This window comes from Streptomyces sp. NPDC008150 (assembly GCF_042956945.1).
GTDB lineage: Bacteria > Actinomycetota > Actinomycetes > Streptomycetales > Streptomycetaceae > Streptomyces.
In genome coordinates this window covers 36,803-59,040 of the sequence record NZ_JBIBHJ010000024.1, presented here as the reverse complement: position 1 = coordinate 59,040, position 22,238 = coordinate 36,803, and the positions used below count along the sequence as shown (strand labels likewise).

Here is a 22,238-nt window from a genome sequence, read left to right as displayed (position 1 = left end):
CGGGTCGTCGGCTCACTGCTCGGGCAACTCCGTTGCCCAGTGCGGCTGTTCGAGGATGTCGAGCACGGCGCAGCCCCAGCTGTAGCCGGCGCCGACGCTGACCAGGACGACGCGGTCGCCGGGCCTGGCGCGTCCCGAGACGGTGAGGTGGTCGAGGCCGGCGAACTGGTCGCCCGCGCCCAGGTGTCCGACCGTGCGGCTGTACTCCCAGGTGGTGCGGGCGGGGTCGATGCCGAACGGCTTGTAGTAGATGGACGTCAGCCGGCGCCGGCCGAAGTGCGGCAGCACCACCCAGTCGGCCTCGGCGAGTTCGGACCCGGCGTCGGCCAATGCCTGCTTGATGACGGTCTGCTGGCCGCCGTGGGCGCGGGTGATGGCGTACGAGATGCCGGCCCGGCCGACGAAGGACCGCTTGGCCGCCTCGAAGTCGACGGGCATCCGGTGGCCGAACGGGGCGGTGGTGAACGGGTCGTCGCCCCGGTGCAGCGGCTCCAGTTCGGGGTCGGCGTGCAGCGCGAGGGAGACCAGCCGGGCGTATCCGCCGCGCCGGGACAGGACGAGGGCGGTGGCGCCGTCGGCGTAGGGGGTGCCGGGGTCGGTGGTCCAGCGGTCGATGCCGGGGGCGCAGAAGCGGTCGGCGGTGGTGATCAGGGCGTCGCTGTGGCCGTGCCCGGCGGTGAGGTAGGCGGTCGCGAGGTCCAGGCCGGCGAGCCCGCCGTTGGACATCTGCCGGATCTCGACGGCCTGGCAGGCGTTGCCGAGCGTCTCGCGCTGGATGTACGAGGCGACCGGCCACAGGTCCTGGCCCTGGTGGTAGGTGTCGGCGTGCAGCAGCAGGTCCACGTCGCCGCCGTCGGTGCCGGCCCGGCGCAGGGCGGTGCGGGCCGCGGCGGCGGCCATCTCGGCGGCGGACTCGTCGGGCGAGTACGCCACCGACTCCATGCCGGTCTGCGTGGCGGTCGCCGGCGGGCACGCGCCGGAGGCGACGGCGTCGGCGATCGGGATGCGGGAGGGAAGCCGGGTGGAGGTCCCCCGTATGTAGACGTCTTCCAGACGCACGGTCTCTCCAACTCTCGGATGGCGGCGGGGTTCGGGCCGCTCGGGTCGGCGGGCGGCCGGCGGTCTCAGGGACGGAGCTGCTCCGGCGGTCCGGCCTTGACGGGGGCGGTGCTCGCCCGTACGGGCTCGGCGTCGAGCAGGACGTAGTGGACGGCGTCGAGCAGCGCGTGCCAGCTCGCCGCGGTCGTGTTGGCGTCCACGCCGACGGTGTTCCAGTGGCGGTCGCCGTCCCGGTAGGAGATGAGGACCCGGGCGGCGGCGCCGCTGCCGGCCTCGCCGTTGAGGACCCGGACCCGGTAGTCGACGAGCCGGAAGCGCGCGAGGACGGGGAAGCACGGGTCGAGCGCCGCGTGCAGCGCGGTGTCCAGGGCGTTGACCGGGCCGTTGCCCTGCCCGGTCGCGGTCACCGGCCGTCCCTCGACGACCAGGGACACGCTCGCCTCGGTGCGGACCTCGCCGCCGCCCACCCCGAGGACCCCGACGGACCACGACTCGACCTCGAACGGGCGGGGGCGCGGGACGCCCGACAGCTCCTCGCGCAGCAGGAGTTCGAAGGAGGCGTCGGCGGACTCGAAGCTGTAGCCGGTGTTCTCCAGCTCCTTCACCCGGGTCGCCGCGCGGGCCACCTCGGCGGAGCCGGCCTCGACGTCGTAGCCCAGCTCGCGGGCCTTGAGCTCGATGGAGGAGCGCCCGCCCATGTCGGAGACGAGCGTGCGCATCGCGTTGCCGACGAGGGCCGGGCGGGTGTGCTGGTACAGGTCGGGGTCGACGCGCAGCGCGGAGGCGTGCAGCCCCGCCTTGTGCGTGAACGCCGAGCCGCCGATGTACGGGGCCGCGGGGACGCCCGGCAGCTGGGTCAGCTCGGCGACCGCCCGCCCGACGGCGGCCAGTTGCGTCAGCCGTTCCAGCGGGACGACCTCCCGGCCGCGCTTGAGCACCAGGTTGGCGATGACGGTGAACAGGTCGGCGTTGCCGCACCGTTCGCCGTAGCCGTGGGCGGTGCCCTGCGCCTGCACGGCGCCCGCGTCGACGGCCGCCATGGTGTTGGCGACGGCGCAGCCGGTGTCGTTGTGGCAGTGGATGCCGAGCTGCACGCCCGTCATGGCGAGCGTCTCGGCGACGACGGCGGCCACCTCGTCGGGCAGCGAACCGCCGTTGGTGTCGCACAGCACGACGGTCTCCGCGCCGGCGTCGGCGGCGGTGCGGACGACGGCCAGGGCGTACTCGCGGTTGAGCTGGTAGCCGTCGAAGTAGTGCTCGGCGTCGACGAAGACCCGCCGTCCGGCGGCCACCAGGTGGCCCACGGTGTCGGCGATCATGGCGAGGTTCTCCGCGAGGCTGGTGCGCAGCGCGTCGCGGACATGGCCGGTGTGGCTCTTGGCGACGAGTGTGACCACGGGTGCCCCGGACGCCAGCAGCGCCTGCACCTGGGGGTCGTCGGCGGCCCGGCCGCCCGGCCTGCGGGTGGCGCCGAAGGCGGCCAGCACGGCGTGTTCCAGGGCGAGTTCGGTGCGGGCACGGCGGAAGAACTCCGTGTCCCTGGGCACGGCTCCGGGCCAGCCGCCCTCGATGAACCCGATGCCGAGCCCGTCCAGTTCACGTGCGACGGCCAGCTTGTCCTCGACCGTCAGCGCCATGCCTTCCTGCTGGGCGCCGTCGCGCAGGGTCGTGTCGTAGAGCTGGAAGCTCCGCTCGGCCATCGCCCCTCCCTCTTTCTCGGTGGTTCCTCGGTGTTCCTCGGGGTTCCTCGGTGGTTCCTCGGTGGTTCCTCGGATCCGCGGCGGTACCGGCCGCTTTCGGATGCTGTCCCCACCGTCGGGCGACCGGCCGGAGGGGGCGCGGAGGGGGGCCGGAGAGGAGCCGGAGAGGGCCTTGAGCGACGGGAGGGGCGCCGGGCGCACGAGTGCGCGGCGGGACCGCAGGACACGTGGCCCTGGCCGGTCCCGCCGCGCGGGAGGTGGTGCGGAGAGGGGTGCGGGCGGATCAGACGGCCGGGGCCGCCTCCGGCTCGCCGCCGGCCGGCGCCTGCTCCTCCTCCTCGGGTGCTTCCAGACGCATCTGCCGCGGGATCGCGAACATCAGCGCGAAGGCGAGCGCGACGACGCCGGCGAAGACCCACAGGGTCGTCTGGAGGCTCAGCGCGAACGAGTCGCCGGTCGCCTTCTTGGAGTAGTCGGCCAGCACGGGCGCCGCCTGCCGGTCCTGGAGTGCCGGGGCCGCGCAGCTCTTGGGCACGACCGCCGGGTCCTTCTCGTCCACCCGGTCCACGGCACACGCCCGGTACGCGGCCACGGTCGTGTCGGCCTGCCCCGGGGTGAGGTGCGCGGTGGCGACCAGGTCGCCGCGCAGGTGCGCGGTCTGGTCGTCGATGGTCGAGCCGGTGTTGCCGGCGAGCCCGGCGAAGAAGACGACGCTGACGAGCGCGCCGCCGATCGCGAAGCCGAGCTGCGCGTTGGTGTGGACGATGCCGGACGCGGAGCCCGCGTCCTTCTGCGGCACCTCGGAGATCACGATCTGCGGCAGCGGGGCGGCGATCAGGCCGAAGCCGAGGCCCACGAGAAGCATCGGGACGACGAGGTGCCAGGAGCTGATGCCGCTGCCGTAGTGGCCCGCCGCCCACAGGAACGTGAGCGCGCCGGTCACGGTGACGACCGCGCCGACCTGGAGCACCTTGCGCCCGAACTTGGGCACCAGGGCGACCATCGCCGCCGAGGAGGTCAGGAACGCTCCGATGCAGAAGGACAGGCTGGTCAGACCGGCCCGCATCGGGGACCAGCCCAGGCCGACCTGCATGTAGACGGTCCAGCCGATGTTGAACATGCCGATGCCGATGTAGAAGGCGAGGTTGACGCCGAGGCCGGAGGAGAAGCTGCGGATGCGGAACAGCGCCAGCTCCACCAGCGGCGAGCCGTCGAGGCGGGTGCGCCGCTTCTGCCACGCCACGAACGCGGCGAGGACCGGGACCGAGGCGGCCATGGAGACGAATCCCCATACCGGCCAGCCCAGTTCGCGGCCCTGGAGCAGCGGGAAGATCAGCAGCAGCAGACCGGCGGTGGCCAGGACGACACCGCGCACGTCGAGTTTCAGGGCGTGGGGTGCCCGGGACTCGCGGATGACGCGGGGCGCGTAGATCATGCCGAGGATGCCGACGGGGATGTTGATGAGGAAGATCAGCCGCCAGCCGAGGCCGAAGAGGTCCCACTCGGCGAGCGGTCCGCCCGCGGCCATGCCGACGGCGGCGGCGAGACCCGCCACACCCCCGTACATGGCGAACGCGCCGGCCCGCTCCTTGGCGGAGAAGGTGACGTGGATGATGGCCAGGATCTGCGGCACCATGATGCCGGCGAAGGCACCCTGGACCATGCGGGAGGCCACGAGCTGCCAGGGCTCGTGGGCGGCGCCCGCGCCCAGCGACGCCAGGGTGAAGCCGACGACGCCGAGGAGGAACATCTTCTTGCGGCCGTAGATGTCGCCGAGCCGGCCGCCCAGGATCAGCAGCAGCGCGAAGCTGAGCTGGTAGCCGACCAGGACCCACTGGATGACCGAGTAGCCGCCGCCGATGCCCTTCTGGACGGCGGGCGCGGCCACGTTCGCGATGGTGCCGTCCAGCATGTCCATGAACGCCGCGACGAGCAGCACCAGGAGGGCCATCCAGCGCTTCGGGTCGGGTGCCGCGGCACCGCCGGCCGCCGTCGTGCCGTCGGGCGCCGCCGAGTCCTGGGGACCGGTCGACCCGGTCCCGGTTCCGTCCTCTAACACCTCCGTCTCCGTGGGCGGAGCCTGCTCGGAGGAAATAGCCATGGTGTACCTCTCAGATCTCGTGGGGGACGGTGGATGCTCTCGACAAACGCCTCGGGCGGCCGGACGGCCTCGTGTACCGGACGGCTACGGGCACTTGACGGCCTCGGAGCACCGGAGGGCAGGATGCCGGGTGTCAGTGGAGTCCCGCTCGAGCGGCGCTGGTGCCGGATCCGGCGGTGCCGAAACGCGGTGCCGCCGTGGCGGGGCCGCTCCCGCGGGCCCGTTGGTGCGGATGCGACGCCGCCTCGCCGGCGCTGAGCACCGGCGTCACGCAGGCCTCGGTGCCCTCGAACAGCGCGGCCCACTCGTCACGGCTGCGGCCCGCGAACCGGTTCGCGAACTCCCGCCGCAGAGCGGGCCAGTTGACGGGGTCGTCGCGGTCGGGCAGCGCCGCCGGGTCGAGGCCCAGGCCGTGCAGGAGCGCGGCGTAGAACCGCTCCTCCAGCGCTCCCACGGCGACGTAACCGCCGTCGGCGCAGGCGTAGCAGGTGTAGAACGGGGCGCCGCCGTCCAGCAGGTTCCCGCCGCGTTCGGGCCGCCACTGGCCGGCCGAGCGCATGCCGACGAGCATGCCGAGCATCGCGCCGACGCCGTCCACGATCGCGGCGTCGACGACCCGTCCCGCGCCCGTCGTCTCCCGTGCGTGGAGCGCGGCGAGGACGCCCGCGACCAGGAACATGGAGCCGCCGCCGAAGTCGCCCAGCAGGTTCAGCGGGACCACGGGCGGGCCGCCGGCCTCGCCGATCGCGTGCAACGCCCCTGTCAGGGCGAGGTAGTTGATGTCGTGACCGGGGGTCTGGGCGAGGGGTCCGTCCTGGCCCCAGCCGGTCATCCGGGCGTACACGAGGCGCGGGTTGCGGGCGAGGCACACGTCGGGCCCGATGCCCAGTCGTTCCGTGACACCAGGCCGGAAACCCTCGACGAGGACGTCGGAGTCCGCGACGAGGTCCAGGAGTTCCGCGACGTCGCCGGGACTCTTCAGATCCAGCGCCACGCGCCTTCTGCCGCGGTCGAGTTCGCGGTGCCACTGCTCGAACGACCTTTTTCCGTCGGCCCGTTCGACGCGGACCACGTCCGCGCCGAGGTCGGCCAGCACCATGCAGGCGAAGGGCACCGGCCCGATCGCCGCCAGTTCGACCACGCGCAGCCCGGCCAGCGGGCCGGTGCGGCCAAAAGTGCGCTCTGTCGTCGCGATGCCCATTCCGGGAGGCTGTGCCCGCGCGCCGGAGCGGCCCTCGGGGCCCTCTGGAGCGCCCGCGTCCGGACTCCACCTGTGCCCGAGGGGGCGCTGACACCGTGTCGCGGGAATTCCCGGGAATCCCAGAGGAAGGACTCACTGTGACCACCAGTGCCACGGAGCGGGACACCGCCGAGGCGGAGGCCGCCACCTTTCCGTACAAGCGGCAGTGCCCGTTCACGCCGCCGAAGGAGTACGCGGAGATCGTCCAGAAGGACGTCTCCCAGGTCACGCTGACCGGCTCCGGGCTGCGGATTTGGACGGTCGCCGGCTACGAGACCATCCGCACGCTGCTCACCGACCCGCGGGTGAGCGCGTCGCGTAAGCACGACAACTTCCCCTTCTACTTCATCGCGCCGCCGGAGTACCGCACCGAGACGTCGTTCATCGGCTACGACGGCAAGGCGCACAGCGACACCCGCCGCAAGGCCGCGCTGACGTTCACCAGCCGGCAGGTGAAGCGGCTGCGCCCGCGCATCGAGGAGATCGTCGACGACCACCTCGACAAACTGCTGGCGAGCACGCCCGTGGTCGACTTCCACCACGCGTTCTCCCTGCCGGTGCCGATGACGGTCATCTGCGAGCTGCTCGGCATCCCGCAGGACCGGCACGAGTTCTTCATCAAGCACGGCACCGCGCTGCTCGGCGGCCACAGCTCCACCGAGGAGCGGCAGGCCGCGATCGTCGAGGTGAACCAGTACGTCAGCGACCTGATCCAGCTCAAGAAGCGCGAGCCCGGCGAGGACCTGCTGTCGCGGGCCATGGCCGACTACGAGGAGTCCGGCGAGCCCTACACCGACCGGGACCTGTTCAACATGGTGCGGCTGCTGATGAACGGCGGCCACGAGACGACCGCGAGCCAGATATCGCTCGGCACCGCCTGCCTCCTGGAGAACCCCGACCAGCTCCAACTGCTGCTGTCCGACCCGTCGTTGGTGAAGCCGGCGGTGGAGGAGCTGGTGCGCTTCGCGACGATCGGCGACACCGCGGTGCCGCGCGTGGCGCTGGAGGACATCGAGATCGGCGGGCAGGTCATCCGCAAGGGCGACGGCATCCTCTGCCTCGGTCTCGCCGCCAACCGCGACCCGGAGGTCTTCCCGGAGCCGGAGAAGCTGGACATCACCCGCGGCAGCCGCAAGCACCTGGGCTTCGGCCACGGCGTGCACCACTGCATCGGCGCCGACCTCGCCCGGCTGGAGCTGGAGATCGTCTGGAGCAAGCTGTTCCAGCGCATCCCCACCCTCCAGCTCGCCAAGCCCTTCCTGGAGATCCCGCGGAAGGAGGGGGCGGTGATCTACGGGCTGTGGGAGCTGCCCGTGAAGTGGTGACCGGGGCCGACCACGTGTACGCACACCGCGCCGGGCACGGTCCGGCGCGGTCGACCGGCGCTCCAGCCGCCGTCCGTAGCGTGGGCCTCCGACGGCCGAAGTCCCGGCCGTGGCGGCCCACTTCGGCCCAGGAGGAAGACGCATGAGCACCGCACCGACGCCCTTCCGCGTCGCGTTCCCGGACCGGGACCTCGACGACCTCCGCGAACGCCTCGCCCGGACCCGCTGGCCCGACGACGAGACGGTGGACGACTGGTCGCAGGGCGTGCCCGCGGCCTACCTTCGCGAACTGGCCGCGTACTGGCGGGAGTCGTACGACTGGCGGGCCACGGAGGCGCGGCTCGACGCGCTGCCGCAGTTCCGCACCGAGATCGACGGGCTCGGCATCCACTACCTGCACGTCCGGTCCCGGCACGAGGGCGCCCGGCCGCTGCTGCTCAGCCACGGCTGGCCGGGTTCCGTCGTCGAGTTCCTCGACGTGATCGGCCCGTTGACCGACCCCGAGGACCCGGCGCAGGCCTTCCACGTCGTGGCGCCCTCGCTGCCCGGCTTCGGCTTCAGCGACAAGCCGCGCGGGACCGGCTGGACGATCGAGCGCACCGCCGCCGCCTGGGCGGAGCTGATGCGCCGGCTCGGCTACGACCGGTACGCCGCGCACGGCACCGACTGGGGCTCGTTCCTCACCGCGATCCTCGGCGAGAGCGACGCGGCGCACCTGACCGGCATCCACATCACGATGCCCTTCGCCAGGCCGCCCGAGGAGCAGGTCCAGCTCGACGCGCGCGACTACGCGGGCCTCGCCGCGCTCAAGGAGTTCCAGGCGAACGAGGGCGCGTACTCCGTGCTCCAGGCGACCCGGCCGCAGACGCTCGGGTACGGCCTGGCGGACTCCCCCGTCGGCCAGCTCGCCTGGATGATCGAGAAGTACTGGGCCTGGAGCGACCACGACGGCGACGTGGAGAAGGTCATCGCCCGTGACCGGCTGCTGGACGCGGTGACGCTGACCTGGCTGACCGGCACGGCCACCTCCTCCGCGCGGATCTACTGGGAGAGCCACAACAAGATGGCGCTCGGGCGGGTCGACGTGCCCACCGCCTGCTCGCTGTTCCCCAAGGACGGCAGGATGCCGCGCCCCTGGATCGAGCACCGCTTCACCGACCTGCGCCGCTGGCGGGACCACGAGCACGGCGGCCACTTCCCCGCGCTCGAACAGCCCGACCTGCTGGTCGACGAACTCCGTTCGTTCCTGGCTCCGTTGACCTGAGCGGACTGTCAACGCCGCGCCCCGCACGCGGCATTGGCGCCCGTCACTGCCCGACCCCTCGTTTCCCTGGCTCCCGACTCCGGAGGCACTGCCATGACCGCCCGAACAACCGGGGTGAGTGAAGAACTGCCCGAATTCCCCTTCCCGGACACGAGTTACCGCGGTCCGGACCCGATCTTCACGCGGCTGCGCGAGGAACGCCCCGTGGTGCGCGTGCGGTGGAGCGGCGGCGGCCACGCCTGGCTGGTGACGCGCCACGCGGACATCCGGGCCGTCCTCGACGACACCCGGTTCAGCCGTGCCGCCTCGTACGCGCCCGAGGCGCCGAAGTTCAGCGGTCTGTTCCAGGCGCCGCCCGGGATGATCATCTCGCTGGACCCGCCGGACCACACCCGGCTGCGCGTGCTGGCCGAGCAGGCGTTCTCCCCGGCCCGGATCCAGGGCATGCGCCCGCGGGTGCGGGAGCTGGCGGGACGGCTGCTCGACGCCCTGGAGAAGGAACCGCCCGGCGCGCCGGTCGACCTCGTCGAGGGCTTCTCGGCGCCGCTGGCCATGGGGGTCATCTGCGAGCTGCTCGGCGTGCCCGAGCAGGACCGGGACCAGTTCCTCACCTGGGTACGGCAGTTCGCCGACGTCTCGGGGCCCGAGGAGCTGGCGGTCGAGGGCCGCGAGAACCTCGGCGCGTACATCGCCGGTCTCGTCGGGGGCAAGCAGGCGGCGCCCGCGGACGACGTGCTGTCCGACCTGATCACCGCGCGCGACGGCGAGGACCGCCTCGACTTCGGCGAGCTGGTCGGCCTCGGCTACACCCTGCTGGGCGGTGGGTTCGACTCGGCCGCCGGGCAGATCTCCAACTTCGTCCTCACCCTGCTCGACCGCCACCAGGACGTCTGGCGCCGGCTCGGCGAGCACCCCGAGGACGTGCCGGCCGCCCTGGAGGAGCTGTTGCGCACGGTCAACCTGACCGGCAACGACACCTCCGGGCTGCCGCGGATCGCCACCGAGGACGTGGAGATCGGCGGGGCGACGATCCCGGCCGGTGACGCCGTCTTCCTCTCCTTCGCCTCCGCCAACCGCGACGGCGCGGTCTTCACCGACCCGGAGACCGTGGACTTCCACCGCGGCGACAACCCGCACCTGGCCTTCGGCCACGGCATCCACCACTGCCTGGGCGCACCGCTGGCCCGGGTCGAACTCGCCGTCGCGCTGGAGGAGTTGACCCGCCGCTTCCCCGACGCGCGGCTCGCCGTGCCGGAGGGCGAGCTCGTGTGGCGGGCCGGCGACGTGAACCACAACCTGGTCAGCCTCCCCGTTCACCTGAGAAGGAGCACCGTATGAGCAGCGTCGAGCTTCCCGCCGTCAGCAGGGAGGTCCGCCTGGCGGCCTACCCCGAGGGCGACGTCACCCTGGACACCTTCGAGTTCGGCGAGGCGGAGGTGGCGGCGCCCGCCGAGGGCGAGGTGGTCGTGCGCAACGACTGGATGACGCTCGGGTCCGTCGCGCGCGACCAGATGAACCCGGACACGAAGCTGCCGATCCCGGTCTTCCAGCCGGGCGTCGCGATGTGGGGCCGCACGATCGGCACGGTCGTCGCCTCCAACAGCGACACCCTCGCGGTCGGCGACCTGGTGGAGCACTTCCTGGGCTGGCGCGAGTACGCGACGGGGAACGCGCACGGGTTCTTCAAGCGCGACGCCGCGCTGCTGCCGGGTCCGGAGTACTTCCTGTCGCAGGGCCCCACCGCCTGGCACGGCATGGTCGGCACGGCGAACGTCGGCGAGGGCGACACGGTGTTCGTGTCGGGCGCCACCAACGGCGTCGGCGCGCTGGCGGGGCAGATCGCGAAGCTGCGGGGCGCGGGGCGCGTCATCGGCAGCACCGGCTCCAAGGAGAAGATCGACTTCCTGGTCGAGGAGCTGGGCTTCGACGCCGCCTTCGACTACCACGAGGGGCCGGTGGCCGAGCAGTTGGCGGAGCTGGCGCCCGACGGTCTGGACGTCGTCTTCGACAACGTGGGCGGCGAGCAGTTCGAGGCGGCCGTCCAGGTGGCGGCGCGCGGCGCCCGGTTCGCGCTGTGCGGGGCGCTGTCGGGGCAGCACGGCGGTGACGGCGGCAGCCCGCGGCTCCCGCTGATGTCGGCCATCACCAAGGACCTGACGCTGCGCGGCTTCGCGACGCTGCACACCCCCGACCAGATCGAGGAGTGGAACGCGCGCTTCGGCCCGTGGCTGCGCGAGGGCCGCATCGTCTTCCCGCACACGGTCGTCGAGGGCGGTGTCGCCGGGCTGCCGGCGGCGTTCGTCGCGCTCCAGGAGCGCAAGTACAGCGGCACGGTCCTGGTGAGGATGAGCTGACCGCGGTCGCGGTCACGGCGCTGTCGGTGGTGTCCCGGACACGGTCCGGGACACCACCGTGTTCTTTTGTGGGAGCTTTTCGTTCGGAGTCCGGGGCCGCCCCGCGGCTCTGTGCGGTCACGAGAAAGGAAGTCCCGTCGTGGTGACAGGGGACGAGCGCGTGCTGGACCGGCGGGCGCTCAACAGGGCATTACTCGCGCGGCAGTTGCTGCTGGAGCGGTCGTCGATGACGGCGGCGGGGGCGATCGGGCACCTGGTGGGCATGCAGTCGCAGGCGCCGAACCCGCCCTACATCGGCCTGTGGACGCGCCTGACCGGCTTCCGCACCGCGGACCTCGCCGACCTGATGCGCAGCCACGAGGCGGTCCGCCTGGTGCTGATGCGCGGCACGATCCACCTGGTCACCGCGGACGACTGCGTCGCGCTGCGGCCGGTGCTCGGGGCGGCGCTCAGGCAGGGCCTCAAGGGCACCTTCGGGCGCAAGCTCGACGGGCTCGACACGGACAAGGTCGCCGAGTTCGGCCGTGAGCTGGTCGAGCGCGAGCCGCTCACCCTGGGCGGCCTGGGCACGCTGCTGGCCGAACGGTGGCCGGACCGGGACCCGTTCGCCCTCGCCAACGCCGTGCGCAACCTGGTGCCGCTCGTGCAGGTGCCGCCGCGCGGGCTGTGGGGCGAGAGCGGACAGGCCGTGCACACCAGCGCCGAGGCGTGGCTCGGCCGGCCGCTCGCCGAGGAGACGGCGCCGGACCTCGTGGTCGAGCGGTATCTCGCGGCGTTCGGTCCCGCCACCGTCAAGGACGTCCAGGCGTGGTCCGGCATGACGCGGCTCGCGGACGCGGTGAAGCGGCTGCGGCCGCGGCTGCTGTCGTTCCGCGACGAGCACGGCAGGGAGCTGCTCGACCTGCCGGACGCCCCCCGGCCCGACGCGGACACCCCGGCCCCGGTGCGGTTCCTGCCGGACTTCGACAACATCCTGCTGTCGCACGCCGACCGCGCCCGCATCCTCACCGAGGAGCAGCGCATGCTCGTGTTCACGCGCAACGGGCTGATCCGCCCGACGTTCCTGGTGGACGGGTTCGTGGCCGGCCTGTGGCGGATCGAGCAGACCCGGGACGCCGCCGTCCTCGTCGTGGAGCCGTTCGCGAAGCTGGGCACGGCGGCACGGGCCGCGCTCGCCGAGGAGGGCGCGGCCCTGCTGGCGTTCGCCGCGGCGCCGGCCGCGAAGCGGGACGTCCGGTTCGCCTGACCCGCCGCCCGACCGTCGCCGCCCCCGGACATGGGCGGGGGAGGGACCGCCCCGGCCCCTCCCCCGCCCGCCCCGCGCACGGTCCGGTCGTCAGCCGGTCCAGTGCGGCGTCTCGAGGATCTCCAGGACCACCGTGGTCCACACGTAGCCGGCGCCGGCCGCCTGGAGGACCACCAGGTCCCCGGGCTTCGCCTCGCCCGACTCCAGCACCCGGTTGAGGCCGAGGACCGGGTCCGCGGTGCCGACCATGCCGGTCGACAGTCCCCACTCGTGGGTCGTGCGCTCCCGGTCGACGCCGAGCAGCCCGTACAGGCCGTGGGTGACGATGGACAGCGCCAGGTTCTGGTGCAGGAAGTACCGGACGTCGGCGAGGTCCACGTCCGCGTCGTGCAGGGCCTGCTTCATGGAGAGCTGGACGCTCGCGGAGATCTTCTCGATGGCGTCGTCGAAGTCCATGTCCTCGGCGAGGAGGTAGTCCGACTTGCGCTCGCTGACGCCGACCGGCGCGCCGCCCGAGAAGGGCGCGTCGGTCCAGCCGGCGCCGCTGCGGCCCATGGGTTCGAGCGACGGGTCGGCGTGCGAGTAGGTGGACAGCACGCGGGCGACGCCGGTGCGGCCCGACAGGACGAGGGCGGCGGCGCCGTCACCGTCGACGTTCTGCTCGTCGGAGCCCCACCGGTCGATGTACGGCATCCGGAACGCGTCGCCGCCCGTGATGAGCGCGGCGGTGACGTCGGGCCGGGCGCTCACGTAGGAGGCGGCCACCTCGAAGGAGGCGAGCATGCCGTTGCAGCCCTGCTTGATCTCGAAGGCCGGTCCGGTGCCGCCGACGGTCTCGCGCTGCACGAAGCTCGCCGGGGTCCAGAAGTCGAGGCCCTGGTGGCCGATGTAGCTGTGCAGGACGAGGCCGAACTCGTCGTGCTCGTGGCCCGACCGGGCGACCGCGCGGCGGCCGGCCTCGGCCGCCATCGTGGGGCCCGTCTCGCCGGGCGCCGCGACGTGGACCGAGCGGAACCCGTTCAGGGACCGCTTCTTCTCGGTGTACCTGCCGTCGGCGATCGCCTCCTCGGCGGTCTCGACCCGCTCGGGCAGGTAGCCGCCCACACCGGCGACGTACAGGTTGTTCCAGCGCATGTCGGTCTCTCCTTCAGGCCGCGTGCAGGTACGCGGCGAGGGTCGCGGGGGTGGGCACCTGGTAGATGCGGCGCACCGGGATCCTGATGCCGAACGCCTCCTGGACGCGCCGGGTCAGCTTCGAGGCGAGCAGCGAGTGGCCGCCCAGGTCGAAGAAGCTGTCGTCGGCGTCCACGTCCGGCAGGCCGAGCACCTCGCCGAACAGCAGGCGCAGTTCGTTCTCCCACTCCGTCTCGGTCACCGGGGCCTCCGTCGTCTTCCGCTTCTGGGTGGGTGGTTGGGCGTGCGCGGGGCCGTCCTGGGCGGTGGTCATGCCGCCGCCTCCTTCTCCAGCCGGTTGTGCAGTTCCTCGTCGTACAGCTCGTCGACGGACATGCCGCCGGCGGCGACCGCGAAGTAACGCTCGGTCAGGTCCTGGGACTTGGAGATCATGCGGAGCATCGCCAGGCGGTCGGGGGTGACTTCGAGGCGGCTCACGAACAGGGTGTTGCGGTAGCCCTCGAACAGGTCGTCCTGGAGCTGCTCGCCGTAGCGCCGCAGCCCCTCGTCGAGCCGGGCCGGGTCGTCCAGGACCCCGGCGACCGAGGCGGCCAGCAGGTCGGCCTGGAGGAACGCGTCGCTGATGCCGCGCGCGGTGATCGAGTCCTTGTGGTGGGCCGCGTCGCCGACCAGCGCCCAGCCGGGGCCGTTCGGCACCCGGAAGAAGTTCTGCTGGTCGCCGGTGCCGCGCAGCCGCTCGACGCGCTCGCCGCCGTCCATGGCGCGCTCGTACAGGTCCGGCGCGGTGGTGCGGATGTTGTCCAGGTAGTTGCCGAGCGAGTCGGCGCGCACCCGCTCGAACTCGGCCTGCGGGTGGTACGAGGCGATGAGGGTGGCACCGTCGTTGGTGGGGATGGCGCCGATCCAGCGGCCGGGGCGCTCGTACAGCTCGAACCCCGACCGCACGCCCTGCCAGTAGGTGAAGTAGATGCAGGACATCAGCGGGTCCTGCACCGTGTAGGGGGCGTCGACGGCGCGGGCGACGGCCGAGCGCATCCCGTCGGCGCCCACCACCAGGTGCGCCCGCTCCTCGACCGGTTTGCCGTCCTTGGAACGGCACTTGACGCCGACGACCCGGTCCCCGTCGAAGACGAGGCCGGACGCCGCGCAGCCGTCCCGGAACTCCGCGCCGGCGGCCACGGCCGCGTCCACGAGGATCTGGTCGAGCAGGAAGCGGCGCGGCGCGTACGCGGCGGACTGGCCGTCGTGGGGCACGGTGCCGCCGTCCAGGCGGACGTCCTCGACCTGGTAGACGGTGCGGTCGAGCGCGGGGCAGCCGGTGGCGCGGACGGCGTCCAGGACGCCCCAGCGGGCCAGGCGCGCGACGCCGGGCTGGTGGATGTAGTGCGTGGACAGGGTGTCGCTGGGGAACCGCGCCCGGTCGACGAGCAGCACCCGATGGCCCGCCCGCGCCAGGAGCAGAGCGGAGGCGGCACCCGCGACGCGAGCACCCACCACGATGACGTCGTACATTCCGGACCTCCAAGTCGCGGACCCGCCCCCGCGGTTCGGCGGCGGGCCGGGTTCGTTCGCCACCCGGCCCGCCGGCGGAGGGGGCAATCTCGGGGCACCATCGCAGCCGTCTCTTGAGACCCGCTCGACAGCGCCCCGGGCGCCGCTCCCCGCGCGGGTCAGTTCCGGGCGGCGAACGCGTCGAGGTGCTCGCGGGCCCACTGCTCGAAGGTGCGGGCGGGCCGGCCGGTGACGGCCTTCACGTCGTGCACCTCGGCCGGGCGGTCCACGGCGGCGGACCACTGGTCGAGCAGGGAGGCGAGGACCGGCGGCGGCATGAACCGGCCCATCTCCTCGACCGCCTGATCCCGCGTCAGTTCGTGCACCGCGACGTCACGCCCCAACAGCGCGCCGATCACGGCCAGTTGCTGCCGGAAGGTCAGCGACCGCGGCCCCGAGAAGGTGAGGGTGCGGCCGGCGTACGACCTGTCGCCGAGCGCGACCGCGGCGACGTCCGCGATGTCGTCCTCGTGGACGGGCGCGGTGTGCGCGTCGGGGAAGGGGATCCGCACGGGCTGTCCGGCGGCGATCGCGCGGCTCCAGCCGAGCGCGTTGCCCGCGAAGGCGCCGGGCCGCAGCACCGTGCCGGGCACGGCGGACGCGGCGAGGGCGTCCTCGACGGCCGCGTGGTGCAGGGCGAGCGGGTCGGTCCCGGCGGCCGGACCGGACACCGTGGCCGACGACAGCAGGACGACGTGCCGCACGCCCGCGCGGGCGACGGCCGCGAACAGGTCCCGCGCGGCGGCGGGTTCGGCGTAGAGGAACGCGCTGTCGACGCCCTTCAGCGCGGTGTCGAAGGTCTCGGGCCGGCCGAGGTCCAGCTCGACGGCGTCGACCCCGGCCGGGACGGTCAGGTCGTCCGGCGTGCGGGCGGAGGCGCGCAGGTCGTGGCCCGCGGCGTGCAGCCGGTCCAGGACGCGGCGTCCGACGTTGCCGCGGGCACCGGTTACGAGAATGGTCACGATGTACTCCTGTCGAGTGCGGTGCCGGTCCGGACGGTGGGGAGCCCGCGGCGGACCGAGGCGCTGTGGGGGGCCCCGGCCGGGGGCGGGCGCAAAGCGGAACCGGCTGCTCAAGGAAACAGAAGGCCGCTCGGGTACGCCTCGACCGGCCCGTGGGGAGGTGCGGCACCGCGGCCCGTTCCGGGCCCCTGCCGGTACCCGGTTCCACCGGCAGTCGAGCCGCCGGGCGGACCCTGCCCGCCGGACCTCGAAAGGAGTCGGCCGATGACATCGGTAGTCGCGGCGTTTCGCCGCCGGGTGGCCGAGGCCCCCGACACCGTGGCGGTCTCCGCCGGTGACGACACGGTCAGCTACGCCCAACTCGACGCCTGGGCACGGGAGGTGGCCCGTCTGCTCGCCACCGGGGCGGGCGCCGCACCCGGCGACCGGATCGCCGTGTGCCTGGAGCGCTCCCCCGAACTGATCGCGGCGCTGCTCGGCGTCCTCGGCGCGGGCGCGGCGTTCGTGCCCGTCGGCCTGACGGACCCGGCGACGCGGATCGCGGAGGTGTTCGGGGACGCCGGGGTACGGGCCGTCCTGTGCGAGCCGGACGACGCGGACCGCTTCGCCCCGCACGGCGCGGCGGTGCTGCACGTGCCGGCGCGGCCGGACACCGCTCAGGACCACGGGGCCGTCGACCCGTCGGCGTACACCGTGCGCCCCGACGACCTCGCGTACCTGATGTACACCTCGGGATCGACCGGCCGGCCGAAGGCCGTGATGGTGGAGCACCGCAACGTCGTCAACCTCGTCACCGAGCCCAACTACGTCGAACTCGGCCCCGATGACCGGGTGTTGCAGCTCGCGCCCGTCGCCTTCGACGCGGCCACGTTCGAGATCTGGGGCGCCCTGCTCAACGGCGCCCGGCTGGTGCTGGCGCCCGCCGGACAGGTCCAGGCCGAGGAGCTGGGGGCGCTGCTGCGCGACGAGGGCGTCACCGTGCTGTGGCTGACGGCGGCGCTCTTCCACCGGCAGATCGACACGGACGTGAAGGCGTTCGCGGGGCTGCGCACGGTTCTGGCGGGCGGTGACGTGCTGTCCGTGCCGCACATCGACGAACTGCGCGCGGCGGTGCCGTCCTGCGGCATCGTCAACGGCTACGGCCCCACCGAGACCACCACGTTCGCCGTGTGCCACCGGATCGGCGCGCGCGAGGACCTCGGCCGGTCGGTCCCGATCGGCACCCCGCTGCAGAACGTGGACGTGCGGATCGTCGGGGACGACGGCCGCCCCGTGCCGGACGGCACGCCCGGCGAGCTGTGGATCGGCGGCGCCGGGGTGTCCCGCGGCTACTGGCGGCGCCCGGACCTGACCGAACGGGCCTTCGTCACCGCGCCGTGGGACGCCTCCGCCGGCCGCTTCTACCGCAGCGGCGACCTGGCCCGGCGCCGGGCCGACGGTGTCGTGGAGTTCCTCGGGCGCAACGACGACCAGTTCAAGCTGCGCGGCTTCCGCATCGAGCCGGGCGAGCTGGAGAGCACGCTCGTCGGCCACCCCCAGGTGCGCGCGGCGGCCGTCGCCCTGCGCGAGAGCCACCTCGGGGACCGGCGCCTGGTGGCGTGGGTGGTGCCGGACGGCGACGCGCTGGACCGGCGCGGGCTGCGGAAGTACCTGCGCGAGCGGGTGCCCGAGCACATGATCCCGGCCGCCTTCGTCGCGGTCGGCGAACTGCCGGTCACCGGCAACGGCAAGACCGACCGCAAGGCACTCCCGGCCCCCGACTGGACGTCGAAGTCCATCTACGTCTGAGACCTCCCAAGCGCGAAAGGCAGGACGGAGCATGACCGATCAGCCGTTCACGAACACGACCGCCGTGGTCACGGGCGGTGCCACGGGCATCGGCCTGGCCGCCGCGCTCGACCTGGCCAAGCAGGGCGCGGCACAGGTGATCATCACGGGGCGCCGCGCCGGCCGGCTGACGGAGGCGGCGGCGCTGCACCCGGCGCTCGTCCCGGTCGTCGCCGACGTGAGCACCGAGGAGGGCGCCGACGCGGTCGCCGCGGCGGTCGCCGACAGCGGCGGCACACTCGACGTCCTGGTGCACAACGCCGGGGTGCACACCATCGGCGCCGTCGGCGAGATCGACCCGGCGAAGGCCCGCGAACTGTTCGACATCAACGTCGTCGGCACGATCATTCTCACCAACAGGCTTCTGCCGAGCCTTCGTTCGCCCGGCGGCAGCATCGTGTTCGTCACCAGCCCGGCGGGCCACAACCCGACGCCGCTGGCCTCGGTGTACGCGGCGAGCAAGGCCGCGGTGAACACGTTCACCCGCTCCTGGGCACTGGAGCTGGCCCCTCGCGGCATCCGCGTCAACGCGGTCGCCCCGGGGTGGGTGCGCACCGAGGTCTACGAGAGCAACGGCATGACGCCCGAGCAGGTGGACGCGCTCTTCGCGCACGCGGCGACGGGCGTGCCGCTGGGCGTGACCGGTGTCCCGGAGGACGTGTCGCAGTGGATCACGCTGCTGTCGGCGCCGAGCAGCGCGTGGGTGACCGGCCAGATCCTGACGATGGACGGCGGCGCGGACCTGGTGCGCGCCAAGCAGGTGTGACGCCCCGTCACTTCTGCTCAACTCCCCTCCCCCGCACAGAAAGGAAGCACCCATGCCGCACGACGAGCACGACGGTCAGGCCGCTGTACCGGCGCTCTCCCCCGACGCCCTGTTCCACACGGGCCTGGTCGTGGACGACCTCGACCTGGCGATGAAGACGTTCGGCGCGCTGGCGGGCTACCGCTTCACGACCGTGATGGAGCTGGAAGTGACGGCGCGCCTGGCGGACGGCCGGCTCCAGCACGCCTCGCAGCGGTTCGCACTGACCGTGGAGGAGCCGCGCCTCGAACTGGTGGAGGCGATCCCGGGCACCGTGTGGGTGTCCGACGGCAGCAACGGCGCCCACCACCTGGGGTATTGGGCGGACAGCGACCGCATCGGGGCGATGTCGGCGGAACTCGTCGCCCAGGGCTTCGCGGTGGAAGCCTCCAACGACCACGAGGCCGACGGCATCCTGATGTGGGTCTACCACCGGGGTCTGGGCGGCCTGCGCATCGAGCTGCTCAACAAGCTGATGAAGCCGTCGATGGACGCGTGGATCGCGGGCGCGGACCCGGCGGAGGTGGCCCAGGAGGCCCCCGGCAGCTGATCCGCCGACGCACGGCGGCACGGCGGCACAGCGGCACAGCGGCACAGCGGCACAGCGGCACAGCGGCACAGGACAGCACGACACAGGCACAGGCCACGGAGGCCGCCCCCTCAGCCCGCCTCCGTGGCCTGTGCCTGCGTCGGTGCGGGTGCCCGCGCCGGTTCCGCCCGGGCGCTCACCGTTCGTCCGCGACGTCGACGTAGCGGGGTTGCCGGACCGGCGTGGCGGCCACGATCCGGCCGTGGCCGAAGTGTGGCCGACGTTCGCCGTGGCTGGTGTCGGGGAGGGTGCTGACGGCGACCAGGCCGATCGTACGAGCCGGCGGCGGAGCACCACACTTGATTTGTTCCGGCACGTCCACGGCCCGGCCGGGGTGTCCCGGCCGGGCCGTGGGTGCGGGGTGTTCACGGCCGCAGCAGTACCGGCAGCTTCTCCAGCGCGTGGTTGATGCCTCCGAGGTGCCAGGGGATCTCCTCCTCCGGGACCGCGAGGGACAGGTCGGGGAAGCGGCGGACCAGGCCGTCGATCGCTATCTCCAGTTCCATGCGCGTCAGTTGCTTGCCCAGGCACAGGTGCATGCCGTGGCCGAAGGACAGGTGCGGGTTGTGGGTGCGCGCCAGGTCCATGCGGTCCGGGTCCGGGAAGACGCTGCCGTCCCGGTTGGCGGCCGAGATCGCGATGACCACCGCGTCGCCCTTGGCGATCCGCACCCCGCCCAGCTCCACGTCCTCCACCGCGATGCGCGGGTTGCCTGCGGAGTCGGTCGAGAACAGGTTGACGTGGCGCAGCAGTTCCTCCACCGCGCGCGGGATGCGGGAGCGGTCCTCGGCCAGCCACTTCCACTGGTCGCGGTGGTGCGCTATCAACGCCAGGACGGAGCTGGCCAGTTGGTTGGCCGTGGTGTCGAAGCCGGCGCCGATGAGCGTGAACGCGAAGGTGACCAGCTCCTGCTCGCTGAGCCGGTCCCCGCTGTCGCGCGCCTCGACGAGGTCGGACAGCAGGTCGCGGGTGGGGTGCGCGCGCTTCTCGGCGACGACGTCGACCATGTACTCGTTGAGCTTGGCGAGGCCGTTCAGCGAGTCGGAGCCCTCGCTCTGGTCGTCGACGGTGACGAAGTCCCGCGCGTTGGCCGCGAACAGCCGCAGCACCTTCATCGGGACGCCCAGCAGTTCGCCGATGACGGTGAGCGGCATCGGCACGGTGAACCGCTCGACCAGGTCCACCGGGCCCTCGGTGCCCGCCAGTTCGTCGAGCAGGGTGTCGGCGATGCGGTTGATGCCGGGCCGCATCTGCTCGATGCGGCGCGCGGTGAACGCGCCGGCCGCGAGCCTGCGCAGCCGGGAGTGCTCCGCGCCGTCCATCGAGATGATCATCTCGGGGGTCGAGGTCATCGCCCCGCCGATCCGCGGCGCGTCCGGCTTCACGGTCTCGGCCCGGCTGAGCCGGGGGTCGGCGAGCGCCTCCCTGGCCTCCTCGTACGCCGTGACCAGCCAGGCGTCCACACCGCCCTCCGTGCGCACCCGTACGACGGGCTGCTGGGCCCGCAGCCGGGCGTACTCCGGAGCCGGGCAGCGGTAGGACGAGCCGGCGAGGGGGAACACCTGCGTCTCCTGAACCTCATCGGTCACGTTCAAGACAGCACCTCCACGGTTGACACGGTTGTGCGGCGCCGGGTCAGCCGGCGTCGGCGGGGACGTCCGGGCGCGGGGTGCGGCCGGGGACGGAGGAACGCTCGGGCGGCAGGGTGCCGTCCACCAGGTAGGCGTGGACGACGGCGTCGACGTGGGGGTTGCCGCCCAGCGCGAACACCTCGTGCTCCCCCGAGTCCTCGACGGTGAGCAGGTGGTGGCCCAGCAGCTCCGCCATGGCCACGCCGCCGTCGTAGTGGTCCATCGGGTCGCCGTCGGCCTGCACGATCAGTCCCGCGGGGTAGCCGTCGCGGGTGAGCGCGGTCGGCTCCTCGGGGGCCTCGAACGCGCGGAAAGCGCCGACCCAGGGCGAGGCGCGCAGCACGCCGTACCCGTACGGGAACCGCTTCCGGAACTCGCGCATGTCCTGGTAGTAGACCTCCAGGTCTGCGGGCCAGGCGTGCTCCAGGGTGATGGCCTCCAGGACGCCGACGCGCAGGTCGCCCTCGCTGTCGGCGGGCCGCCAGGTGCCCTGTTCCGCGAGGAGTTCACGGCTCGCGCCGACGTCCTTCGCGGTGGCCGCGCGGCCCAGCTCGGCGACCAGGACGGCGAGGGTCGCCCACTGGCCGCGGTCGGCGGCCCTGTTGCCCACGGCGCCGTCGAACAGGGTGCGCAGCCGCACTCCGTCCTCGGGCAGCGCGTCCAGGGCGGCGACGGTCTCCTCGACGCCGGCGAGCACGGCCTGCGGCGAGGTGCCGATGCCGAAGGTCCCGTCGCGCTCCCCCGCCCACGCGGCCCACAGGTCGACGTTGCGCTGCACGGCGTCGCCCTGCTGGAGGAACTGCTCGCGCCAGGTCCACCCGGGGCCGACGCAGGAGTCGAGCACGAGCCGGTCCAGGCCCTCGGGGAAGAGGCTGCCGTAGACCGCGCCGACGTAGGCGCCGTACGCGTACCCGACGAAGCTGATGCGCTCCTCGTCGAGCACCCCGCGGATCACGTCCATGTCGCGGGCCGTGTTGCGGGTGCTGATGTGCGGGCGCAGCTCGCCGCCGGCCCGTGCGCAGGCCTCCTCGCGCAGCCGCATGTCCTCGGCGATGGCCGGGAACAGGTCGTCCGGCGGGCGGGAGTCGAACGGCACCTTGGGGACGGTGACCTCGGCGTACAGGTTGGTCGACGCGCCGATGCCGCGCGGGTCGAAGCCGATGAGGTCGTAGACCTCGGCCAGGGGTGTGCCGGCGTAGACGCCGGGCAGGTCGCGTCCCCGCCCCCAGTCGCCGCCGGGGCCGCCGTTGACGGCCAGCAGGACACCGCGGCGCCGCGCCGGGTCGGTGGCGCGGCGGCGGGTGAGGGCGAGGGTGATCCGTTCGCCCTCGGGTTCGGTGTAGTCGCGGGGGACCTCGATCGTCGCGTGCTCGACGTGGTCCGTACCGGGTGCGGGCGACCAGGTCGGCCGCTGTGTGTGGAACTCGCTCACCACCGCAAACCTCCGTTC

The 22,238-nt window shown here is 73.1% G+C and carries 18 protein-coding genes; 8 read left to right on the top strand and 10 right to left on the bottom strand.

All coding sequences use genetic code 11. The features are described from left to right. Positions 1 to 12: 12 nt before the first annotated feature. The 4 genes from ACFZA0_RS36520 to ACFZA0_RS36505 form a co-directional block, all read right to left on the bottom strand. Entirely contained in the window at positions 13 to 1,059 is a 1,047-nt protein-coding gene (locus ACFZA0_RS36520) for a 3-oxoacyl-[acyl-carrier-protein] synthase III C-terminal domain-containing protein (RefSeq protein WP_391025028.1), read from the bottom strand. 65 nt (positions 1,060 to 1,124) lie between these two features. Next, positions 1,125 to 2,759 (bottom strand): citramalate synthase, encoded by a 1,635-nt coding sequence (gene cimA / locus ACFZA0_RS36515; RefSeq protein WP_391025026.1) that lies wholly within the window; start codon positions 2,757 to 2,759, stop codon positions 1,125 to 1,127. 283 nt (positions 2,760 to 3,042) lie between these two features. Next, complete coding sequence (locus ACFZA0_RS36510) at positions 3,043 to 4,860, bottom strand: MFS transporter (protein ID WP_391025024.1); 1,818 nt, start codon at positions 4,858 to 4,860, stop codon at positions 3,043 to 3,045. A 133-nt stretch (positions 4,861 to 4,993) separates the two neighbouring features. Then, on the bottom strand, positions 4,994 to 6,061 hold the full coding sequence (locus ACFZA0_RS36505) for a CoA transferase (protein WP_391025022.1): 1,068 nt from the start codon (positions 6,059 to 6,061) through the stop codon (positions 4,994 to 4,996). Positions 6,062 to 6,198: 137 nt separating this feature from the next. Here ACFZA0_RS36505 and ACFZA0_RS36500 point away from each other — a divergent pair, with 137 nt between their 5' ends. The 5 genes from ACFZA0_RS36500 (at position 6,199) to ACFZA0_RS36480 (ending at position 12,289) form a co-directional block, all read left to right on the top strand. Beyond that, positions 6,199 to 7,425: a cytochrome P450 gene (locus tag ACFZA0_RS36500; protein ID WP_391025020.1), complete on the top strand. Its 1,227-nt coding sequence runs from the start codon at positions 6,199 to 6,201 to the stop codon at positions 7,423 to 7,425. 142 nt (positions 7,426 to 7,567) lie between these two features. Further along, positions 7,568 to 8,689 carry an alpha/beta fold hydrolase gene (locus ACFZA0_RS36495; protein ID WP_391025018.1) on the top strand — a complete coding sequence of 374 codons (1,122 nt, stop codon included), beginning with the start codon at positions 7,568 to 7,570 and terminating at the stop codon, positions 8,687 to 8,689. A 93-nt stretch (positions 8,690 to 8,782) separates the two neighbouring features. Then, complete coding sequence (locus ACFZA0_RS36490; protein WP_391025016.1) at positions 8,783 to 10,027, top strand: cytochrome P450; 1,245 nt, start codon at positions 8,783 to 8,785, stop codon at positions 10,025 to 10,027. Continuing rightward, on the top strand, positions 10,024 to 11,043 hold the full coding sequence (locus ACFZA0_RS36485; protein ID WP_391025014.1) for a zinc-binding dehydrogenase: 1,020 nt from the start codon (positions 10,024 to 10,026) through the stop codon (positions 11,041 to 11,043). The genes ACFZA0_RS36490 and ACFZA0_RS36485 overlap by 4 nt, the downstream gene beginning before the upstream one ends. 139 nt (positions 11,044 to 11,182) lie before the next feature. After that, on the top strand, positions 11,183 to 12,289 hold the full coding sequence (locus ACFZA0_RS36480) for a DNA glycosylase AlkZ-like family protein (protein ID WP_391025012.1): 1,107 nt from the start codon (positions 11,183 to 11,185) through the stop codon (positions 12,287 to 12,289). Between the two features lie 90 nt (positions 12,290 to 12,379). Here ACFZA0_RS36480 and ACFZA0_RS36475 read toward each other — a convergent pair whose 3' ends face one another. The 4 genes from ACFZA0_RS36475 to ACFZA0_RS36460 all read right to left on the bottom strand — a co-directional run bounded on the left by ACFZA0_RS36475 (position 12,380) and on the right by ACFZA0_RS36460 (position 15,936). Further along, complete coding sequence (locus ACFZA0_RS36475; RefSeq protein WP_391025009.1) at positions 12,380 to 13,423, bottom strand: 3-oxoacyl-[acyl-carrier-protein] synthase III C-terminal domain-containing protein; 1,044 nt, start codon at positions 13,421 to 13,423, stop codon at positions 12,380 to 12,382. A 13-nt stretch (positions 13,424 to 13,436) separates the two neighbouring features. After that, positions 13,437 to 13,736: a phosphopantetheine-binding protein gene (locus tag ACFZA0_RS36470; protein ID WP_391025007.1), complete on the bottom strand. Its 300-nt coding sequence runs from the start codon at positions 13,734 to 13,736 to the stop codon at positions 13,437 to 13,439. Continuing rightward, entirely contained in the window at positions 13,733 to 14,935 is a 1,203-nt protein-coding gene (locus tag ACFZA0_RS36465; protein WP_391025005.1) for an FAD-dependent monooxygenase, read from the bottom strand. The genes ACFZA0_RS36470 and ACFZA0_RS36465 overlap by 4 nt, the downstream gene beginning before the upstream one ends. Before the next feature lie 158 nt (positions 14,936 to 15,093). Then, on the bottom strand, positions 15,094 to 15,936 hold the full coding sequence (locus tag ACFZA0_RS36460; protein WP_391025003.1) for an NAD(P)H-binding protein: 843 nt from the start codon (positions 15,934 to 15,936) through the stop codon (positions 15,094 to 15,096). Between the two features lie 264 nt (positions 15,937 to 16,200). Here ACFZA0_RS36460 and ACFZA0_RS36455 point away from each other — a divergent pair, with 264 nt between their 5' ends. Genes ACFZA0_RS36455 through ACFZA0_RS36445 form a run of 3 tightly spaced genes read left to right on the top strand, consistent with a single transcriptional unit; the run spans position 16,201 to position 19,118 of the window. Further along, a complete protein-coding gene (locus ACFZA0_RS36455) occupies positions 16,201 to 17,724 on the top strand; it encodes an amino acid adenylation domain-containing protein (protein ID WP_391025001.1) in 1,524 nt (507 codons plus the stop codon). Positions 17,725 to 17,755: 31 nt separating this feature from the next. After that, positions 17,756 to 18,529, top strand: coding sequence for an SDR family oxidoreductase (locus ACFZA0_RS36450; RefSeq protein WP_391024999.1), 774 nt, complete (start codon positions 17,756 to 17,758; stop codon positions 18,527 to 18,529). A 52-nt stretch (positions 18,530 to 18,581) separates the two neighbouring features. Beyond that, on the top strand, positions 18,582 to 19,118 hold the full coding sequence (locus ACFZA0_RS36445) for a VOC family protein (RefSeq protein ID WP_391024998.1): 537 nt from the start codon (positions 18,582 to 18,584) through the stop codon (positions 19,116 to 19,118). A gap of 404 nt (positions 19,119 to 19,522) precedes the next feature. Here ACFZA0_RS36445 and ACFZA0_RS36440 read toward each other — a convergent pair whose 3' ends face one another. Next, positions 19,523 to 20,746 (bottom strand): cytochrome P450, encoded by a 1,224-nt coding sequence (locus ACFZA0_RS36440; RefSeq protein ID WP_391024996.1) that lies wholly within the window; start codon positions 20,744 to 20,746, stop codon positions 19,523 to 19,525. Between the two features lie 46 nt (positions 20,747 to 20,792). Then, positions 20,793 to 22,220 (bottom strand): alpha/beta fold hydrolase, encoded by a 1,428-nt coding sequence (locus ACFZA0_RS36435; RefSeq protein WP_391024994.1) that lies wholly within the window; start codon positions 22,218 to 22,220, stop codon positions 20,793 to 20,795. Positions 22,221 to 22,238: the final 18 nt, after the last annotated feature.